At 42.9% G+C, this 8,608-nt stretch carries 6 protein-coding genes; 1 reads left to right on the top strand and 5 read right to left on the bottom strand.

All coding sequences use genetic code 11. The features are described from left to right. Window positions 1-145 precede the first annotated feature (145 nt). The 5 genes from secF to queA form a co-directional block, all read right to left on the bottom strand. Window positions 146-1,087, bottom strand: coding sequence for a protein translocase subunit SecF (gene secF / locus N482_RS15345; RefSeq protein WP_063377859.1), 942 nt, complete (start codon window positions 1,085-1,087; stop codon window positions 146-148). An 8-nt stretch (window positions 1,088-1,095) separates the two neighbouring features. After that, window positions 1,096-2,955, bottom strand: coding sequence for a protein translocase subunit SecD (gene secD / locus N482_RS15340; RefSeq protein WP_063377858.1), 1,860 nt, complete (start codon window positions 2,953-2,955; stop codon window positions 1,096-1,098). Window positions 2,956-2,976: 21 nt separating this feature from the next. After that, entirely contained in the window at window positions 2,977-3,315 is a 339-nt protein-coding gene (gene yajC / locus N482_RS15335; protein WP_063377857.1) for a preprotein translocase subunit YajC, read from the bottom strand. Between the two features lie 31 nt (window positions 3,316-3,346). Beyond that, window positions 3,347-4,477: a tRNA guanosine(34) transglycosylase Tgt gene (gene tgt / locus N482_RS15330; RefSeq protein ID WP_063377856.1), complete on the bottom strand. Its 1,131-nt coding sequence runs from the start codon at window positions 4,475-4,477 to the stop codon at window positions 3,347-3,349. 199 nt (window positions 4,478-4,676) lie between these two features. Continuing rightward, window positions 4,677-5,717 carry a tRNA preQ1(34) S-adenosylmethionine ribosyltransferase-isomerase QueA gene (queA, locus tag N482_RS15325; protein ID WP_063377855.1) on the bottom strand — a complete coding sequence of 347 codons (1,041 nt, stop codon included), beginning with the start codon at window positions 5,715-5,717 and terminating at the stop codon, window positions 4,677-4,679. Between the two features lie 269 nt (window positions 5,718-5,986). Here queA and N482_RS15315 point away from each other — a divergent pair, with 269 nt between their 5' ends. Further along, window positions 5,987-8,500, top strand: a complete 2,514-nt coding sequence (locus tag N482_RS15315) for an EAL domain-containing protein (RefSeq protein ID WP_063377853.1) — start codon at window positions 5,987-5,989, stop codon at window positions 8,498-8,500. Window positions 8,501-8,608 lie beyond the last annotated feature (108 nt).

Genomic DNA, 8,608 nt, shown 5'->3' with positions numbered 1-8,608 from the left:
TTTCATGACCTTTTGGATCGGTCAGCTGATCATGTTCTTAATAGATCAGCATTGCACATTAACTGTGGCCTTTTAAATTCTGATCGAGAAGATAGCGTTTATTACATTTAATATATAGTTAAACGACTTCAGACGGTGCCTAAAGTTAAGGCATTGCATCCAAATCTGCACCTTCTTTTTCCACTTCCACTGGGATTAAATCTTCTTTACTGACACCCATAGCCACCGCTACAGAACTTGCCACATAAACAGAAGAGTAAGTACCAATAAACACACCAAATAATAGTGCAGTTGCGAAACCATGAATGGTTTGGCCACCCCATACAAATAGTGCGATCAATACAAGGATAGTCGTAATTGATGTCACAAGTGTACGGTTCATAGTTTGTGTCAGTGAAATATCGATGATCTCAATCGTATCGTCGATACGTACCTTACGGAAGTTTTCACGAATACGGTCAGATACAACAATGGTGTCATTGAGTGAGTAACCTATTACCGCCAAAATTGCCGCCAAAATGGTTAAGTCAAATTCAAGCTCAAGTATAGAGAACAGACCCATTGTTAGAATCACATCATGAAATAGGGCTGCAACCGCACCAACCGCAAAACGCCATTCGAAACGAAACGCGACGTAGACCAAAATACACAGCAGTGCAGTCAGCATCGCCAAGCCGCCCTGCTCTTTTAGATCTTCACCCACACTTGGGCCAACAAACTCAATACGACGCATCTCAACGCTACTGTCAGCCAGTTTTAACGCATCAATCAGCTGATTGCCAATGGTCTCCGCCTTAACGTCTTCACGGGGTGCGATACGAACCAATACCTCTTGGCTTGAACCAAATAGTGTTACTGCGGCATCTGCAAATCCATTCTCAGCAAGTACTTTGCGGATCTTTGGTAAATCAGCAGGCTGTGAAAAACCAACTTCTACCGCTGTACCGCCTGTGAAATCCAAACCAAAGTTCAGGCCTTTGACCATAAACGATGCAATCGAAGCCAAAATCAGTAACGCTGAGAAAGCCATCGACAACTTGCGTGCCGACATAAAGCGGATGGTGCTTGATAATTTTAATAACTGCATATTCGCTCCTAAATCGATAACTTGTTGATACGTTTACCGCCAATAAAGGCATTGATCACGGCACGAGTACCAATAATCGCTGTAAACATAGATGTCAAAATACCGATTGCTAATGTCACGGCGAAGCCTGCTATTGGGCCTGTTCCCACTGAGAACAAAATAACCGCAGCTATTAGTGTCGTGATATTCGCGTCAAAGATTGTACTGAAGGCGCTGTCATAGCCAAAGTGAACTGCTTGCTGGGGGCTGCGCCCATCCGCCAACTCTTCTCGAATACGCTCAAAAATCAGTACGTTCGCATCTACTGCCATACCAACAGTCAGTACAATACCCGCAATACCTGGTAGCGTCAGTGTCGCACCACTGATCATTGACATCACACCAATGATCATTACAAGGTTTGCAGCCAACGCTAAATTAGCAACTAGGCCAAACCCTTTGTAGTACATCAACATAAATGCAAGAACAAAAGAGAAACCAAGTACAACAGCGGTCATACCCGCTTCAATGTTTTCTTGACCAAGGCTAGGACCTACCGTTCGCTCTTCCACGATCTGGATTGGAGCAACCAGCGCACCTGCACGTAAAAGTAAGCTCAGATTATGTGCTTCTGCTGGGTTATCTATACCGGTAATACGGAATGAATTATTTAAACGTGACTGAATGGTCGCGACATTAATCACTTCTTCAACTTTAATAGGCGGAAGCGCTTTTCCTTCAGCATCGACTTTGCCTGAAGGCTTGTATTCAATAAATACCGTTGCCATGCTCTTACCAACTGCTCGTTTGGTAAAGGCACTCATTTTAGCGCCACCTTTGCTATCAAGGTTAATGCTTACCTGAGGACGTTGATACTCATCCATGCCCGATTGTGCACCGGTAATGTGTGAGCCTTCCAAAATCACGCGCTTTTTCAATACAACCGGGTAACCATCTTTGTGATACAGTACTTCGCTACCACCTGGCACTCTACCTTGCGCAGCTGTACGCGTATCCGCACGTTCATCTACTTCACGGAATTCTAAAGTCGCTGTTGCACCTAAAATTTCTTTTGCACGCGCTGTATCTTGTACACCAGGAAGTTGAACGATAATTCGCTCAGAGCCTTGACGTTGCACGTTTGGTTCAGCAACCCCTAGCTGATTAATTCGGTTACGAATGATGGTTTCATTTTGCTTGATTGCGTAATCGCGTAACTCACGCTTTTTCATATCGCTCAAGCTAGAGAAAAACGCTAGGTCGTTGCTGCTGTCATTGACAAATACATTGCCTGGGTAACGGCTTTTCAAAAAACGCTCAGCGGCTTTTTTGTCTTCTTCTGAACGCATGACCACTTGGATACGTTCACTATTAGCAACTTGGCGAATCGAACCATAACGTAATTTCTCTTCACGTAGGTCACTCTTAAAGTCTTGCTCCATCTGCTCAAGCGCTTTGCCCATCGCAGTTGCCATATCCACTTCCATGGTAAAGTGAACACCACCGCTCAAGTCCAAGCCAAGCTTCATTGGGTTCGCACCAATGTTTTTCAGCCAATCTGGCTGCGCTGGAGACATGTTAATTGCTGAGATGTAATCTTCGCTTAGTGTGTCACGTAGGATATCCTGCGCTTTTAGCTGATCTTCAACGTTTTTAAAGCGAATAAGCACTTGCCCTTCTTCAAGAACGGCAGATTTAATTGGTAAGTTGTTTGTTTGAAGTGTTTTATTTGCTTGATCAAGCACGCTTAAATCAGCGTCAGCTCCTTTCGTACCAGAAATTTGTATGGCCGGATCACGACCATACATATTAGGGGTAGCATAGAGAATGCCAACGGCCAATACAGCGAGTACAAGTAAATATTTCCACATTGGATACTTGTTTAGCACTGGATTATCCCTTTCTTATTGTTATAGCGACTTCATTGTACCCTTAGGTAAAACTGCTGCAACCGCTGATTTTTGAACTGTTACTTCAACTTGGTCATTCAGGGCGATTACCACGAAATCTTTGTCTTCTGCAACTTTCGAAACTTTACCGACAAGGCCACCCGAAGTAAGTACTTCATCACCTTTGCCCAAAGCCCCCATAAGGTTTTTATGCTCTTTCACACGCTTAGCTTGTGGACGGTAAATTAAGAAATAAAATACCAAACCAAAAATAGCTAACATAATAAGCATTTCCATACCACCACCAGCTGGGGCCGCAGCCGCTGTACTTGCATGGGCGTTAGAAATAAATAAGCTCATTGCTTTTCCTCATTTAATTTTGATAAAACGTTTACTCTGCTTCTACGTCAGCTAGAGGCGGTACTGTTAAGCCTCTACGTTCATAAAAGTCAGCGACAAATTCTTCAAATGTCCCTTCGCTCAGGGCGTTTCTCATACCTTCCATCAAACGCTGGTAATAGCGTAAATTGTGAATGGTATTTAATCTTGCTCCTAAAATCTCATTACACTTGTCTAAGTGATGTAAATAGGCACGAGAATAGTTCTTACATGTGTGACAATCACACTCTGCGTCCAAAGGACTTGTATCTGTTTTGTGAACTGCGTTACGGATTTTAATCACACCATCTGTAACAAACAAGTGTCCATTTCGCGCGTTTCGCGTAGGCATTACGCAGTCGAACATATCGATGCCTCGACGTACGGCTTCAACTAAGTCTTCCGGCTTACCCACACCCATTAAGTAACGCGGCTTTTGCTCAGGCATTTTGTAAGCACAATGGTCAAGAATTTTAACCATTTCTTCTTTTGGCTCACCGACTGATAAACCGCCTAACGCATAACCGTCAAAACCAATATTTTCAAGGCCTTTTTGCGATTCTGCCCGCAGTTCAGGGTACATACCGCCTTGGATAATGCCGAATAGCGCAGATGGATTATCACCATGTGCTTCTTTAGAGCGTTTAGCCCAGCGTAACGACAGCTCCATAGAGTCTTTCGCTTCTTTTTCTGTTGCAGGGTAAGGTGTACATTCGTCAAATATCATCACGATGTCTGAGCCTAAATCACGCTGAACCTCCATTGCTTTTTCTGGAGAGAGCATGATCTTTTCACCATTTACTGGTGATTTGAATAGTACGCCCTCTTCAGAAATTTTACGCATTGCGCCTAAACTGAATACTTGGAAACCACCTGAATCGGTCAGAATTGGTTTATCCCAATTCATAAAATCATGTAAGTCACCATGTTGTTTAATAATTTCTGTGCCTGGACGTAACATTAGGTGGAACGTGTTGCCAAGACAGATGTGCGCACCCGTTTCTTTCAATTCGTCTGGCGTCATGCCTTTTACTGTGCCGTAGGTACCTACCGGCATAAACGCAGGTGTTTCTACAACACCACGATCAAAAACCAAACGTCCACGACGGGCTTTGCCATGCGTACAATCTAATTCAAATTTCATATCTACCTCGTGTCGGAAAAACAGTCCAACAATTCTTAACCAATGACTTTTTCCCATGTAGGGGTCATATAAACCGTCAGATTCTACCAATAAAGACCGAGCAATTCTAATATTGGGGCTAAAAAGCGATAAATAAAGTCACAGTTAAAAAAGGCACATATTAAAAACAAAAAACCCGGCATTTCGCCGGGCTGTATTTTTATGCTTTATTTTGTCTGGTCAAGAACATCGCATCACCATAACTGAAAAAGCGATAGCGTTCTTCTATCGCCGTTTCATAGGCGTTCATGATGTACTCTTGCCCAGAGAAGGCACTGACCAACATAATCAGTGTCGATTCAGGTAAATGGAAGTTGGTGATCATCACATCAACAACACTGAACTGATAACCAGGGAAGATGAAGATGTCTGTATCGCCATAAAAAGTTTTCAATTCGCCGCCATGTACTTTTGCAGCAGACTCTAACGAGCGCACAGAGGTTGTACCTACGGCAATCACGCGACCGCCTAGCTGCTTACAACGCGTAACCGCATCAACTACATCTTCGGGCACTTCAATGTACTCTGAATGCATATTGTGGTCTTTAACATCATCTACACGCACCGGCTGAAATGTGCCAGCCCCTACATGTAGTGTTACAAAAGCCATATCCACGCCTTTGTCTTTCAGCTGAGCCATTAAGGTATCATCAAAGTGTAAACCTGCTGTGGGCGCAGCTACGGCACCCGGCTTTTCACTGTAAACTGTTTGATACCTTTCTTTGTCGCCCTCTTCATCGGGACGATCTATGTAAGGTGGTAACGGCATATGACCAATTTCATCTAGAATAGTCAATACAGAATGTTCGCCTTCAAATGCAAGCTCAAACAGTTCACCGTGGCGCGCAACCATTGTCGCCTGTGCTTTGCCTTCTAAAATTAACTCAGCCCCTGGCTTAGGTGACTTACTTGAGCGAATGTGGGCAAGTACTCTATGTTCATCTAGAATACGCTCGACCAACACCTCAACTTTACCGCCCGTCGCCTTTTGGCCGAACATGCGAGCCGGGATCACTTTAGTATTATTGAAAATGATCAGATCTTCTGGCTCAATTAGATCAATAATATCTTTGAATATCTTGTGTTCTAGCTTACCACTGTCACCATTGAGAGTGAGTAAGCGGCTACTCGTACGTTCCGCTTTTGGGTGACGAGCAATCAATTCATCGGGAAGTTCAAAACTAAAGTCAGCTACGCGCATGTAGACCTCATATTCGTGCAAGTTGGCGGCAAGTCTAGTGCTGCACGGAAATGAAATCAAGCAACATAAGATATCTATTCATACTTTTTAGGCCCTTGTCAGCTGTGTCAAATAGCTTTACTCTACTGGCTATTACGCGCCCATGCGCGCGTAAACCAGCCATAGCAAATTGAGTGCAGTATTGCCAAAAAGGCAATATAAAACAATCTAATAAATTGATATGGGTAGTAGAATACGAACTAGAAACATGGGTTTGAGGTAGTAACGCCATGGCAAAACAGCTTACTTTATTACTCGTCAATGCGGATCATATTGAGCGCCAGACCGTAATAAGAACGTTACAAAAGCTAAATGTATTCCAAATTATTGAGCTCAGTGATACTCAGGCGGCACTGCAATTATTGAAGCAACAGGCCGTTGATCTGGTGATCAGTGGTCTGAATGTGGGGAAAATCGATGGCTGGCGTTTTTCTCGTATGATCCGTTCAGGGTTACTCAAAACGCCAAAGAATACACCTATCGTGCTCATACCTCCGACTTACTGCGAACGCATTGCTGAAACCACAGCCCGCAGTTACAGCATTGACGCTGTATTACCGTTAGAGCGCCACGATGTGCTACCACAAGTTTTGGCCAATGTATTGTCAACTCACTTGCAAAAAAGTAGTCGACTGAACTTACTGCTGTTAGAGCACAACGAAAAAAAAGCAGCGGAGATTGTCGATCATTTAGCACTGAGCTTTACTACCAAACATGTGATCTCTGCGAATGCCGCACTCTCTGAGTTTTTACAGAGTGATTACGCTATTGTATTACTAGACGCAACATCTACTCGCGCAGAAACCACCAAAGAGCTGGTTGCAAACATATTACAACACAAGCCTAGTCAAGCTATCGTAACAATTATCGACAATCAAGATGCGGATTATGCTGAGCAGTTATTGCTACTAGGGGTTACTGATTTTGTCCGCTCCCCTTATAACTTATCTCTTTTAAGTAAGGTGTGCGATCACGCCGCGCGCCGTGAAGATTTTATGGTGAGCTATGCCGAGTTTGCCAACAAAGTCGAACAACTTAGTCGCAGTGAGCAAAGCTATAAGGAACTATTTTCTGCCCACCAACGGATCCTACTTCACTTAAACACCGTGGTCCTCGAATTAGATGCGAAAGGCACAATCCGATTCATTAACCCGGCATGGGAGCAACTAACAGGCCATAAGCTGAAATCAACACTCTCGACCCAGCTGTGTGATTATGTACTGCCCGAGTACTCACCTAAATTGCACCTTATCGTTAAAGAGATATTGGCAGGGGCTCAATCTTCAACATTTGAGCTTCGGATGAGACATCACTCAGGGACTGCGGTTTGGGTAGAGTGCCGTTTTCAGTTAATCAAAAATAAAACAAGTACAAGTACAACGACAATTACTGCCACCATAGACAATATTCATGAGCGTAAAGAGGCGGAGTTACAGCTGAGACACTTAGCGCTGCACGATACCCTCACGGGTTTACACAATAGGTATTACTTTGACCAACAGCTTAACCTGCTTTGCCAACAGGCAAAATTACAGAATGATATAGAGCATGCTCTGATCTACATCGATCTAGATCACTTTAAGATTATCAATGACAGTAAAGGCCACCAACAAGGTGACATTGTACTGCAAGAAGTCGCGCAGTTGTTTGGTGAACATATCAACCAAGAGCACCTAATCTTTCGGATCGGTGGCGATGAATTTGCGGTACTCCTCAAAAATAAATCACTACTTGAAGCACATATGATGGCTGAAAGTATTTGTAGTTCCATTGAAAACCACCGTTTTCATTCAGAAGAAGCTAGTTATACTATCAGCTGCTCTATCGGACTGACACAAATTACACAAACCAACAGCGATCCGAATGAATGTTTAAAACAGTCAGATATTGCACTATATATTGCCAAAAACCTTGGCCGTAACTTAGTACATTGTTATAGCAAAGAAGACGATAAAAACAGTACGTTACAGACTGGTTTAGAATGGGGTCATAGTGTTCGAGAAGCGTTAAAAAACAATCAACTGGAGCTGCATTATCAGCCTATTTGGGACTTTAAAAATAGCTCGATTGCTTACTATGAGACATTACTGCGCTTGGTCATTGACGACAAACTCATCTATCCCAACCAGTTTATACCAGCTTTAGAGTTACTCAATGATACTTACTTGATGGACCAATCAGTTATCAGAGAGAGTATTAAAGCAGTGGCAACACACCCAGAGCTTCACCAGGTTTCATTGAACCTGTCTGCGCAATCCTTTCTGGATGAGCGGTTAATGCCCCATATTCAAAGTTGTTTACGAGACTTTCAAGTCCCAGCACATTGCATTATTTTTGAAATTACAGAATCAGCGAGTATTAATAATCTCGCAGCAACTCAAGCGATGATAAAACGGCTTAATCAATTGGGCTGCCATTTTTCTATTGATGATTTTGGCACTGGATTTAGTACATTTAGTTACCTAAAACAGCTGCCTGCACAGCATGTTAAAATCGACGGTTCATTCGTTAGAGACATGTTGAATGACCCAATTGACCTCGCACTTGTAAAAGCAGTCAACGATATTAGCCACTCTTTAGATAAGAGTTCTGTTGCAGAATATGTTGAAAATAAAGAAATTTTTGAAGCACTCAAGGAGATTGGTGTCGACTATGGTCAAGGCTACTTCATCTCTCGCCCGTTACCAATAGAGCAACTCAAGCTTGCCCTAGAAACTATTTTATCACTAAAAACAGCGTGCTAACCAAAATGGGTAAAAAAGTCGCTGCAGTAAAATAAAAACTCAACTATAATTAAAGCTCGCAACAAAATGTCATCTAGTTTAAGTTACTTACACAAAACTAGACGACAT

Origin of the sequence: Pseudoalteromonas luteoviolacea NCIMB 1942 (genome assembly GCF_001625595.1) — a bacterium.
Taxonomy (GTDB): Bacteria; Pseudomonadota; Gammaproteobacteria; order Enterobacterales; family Alteromonadaceae; genus Pseudoalteromonas; species Pseudoalteromonas luteoviolacea_A.
Note: the sequence above shows the minus strand (reverse complement) of the source record. Positions and strands in the feature narration are given on the sequence as shown.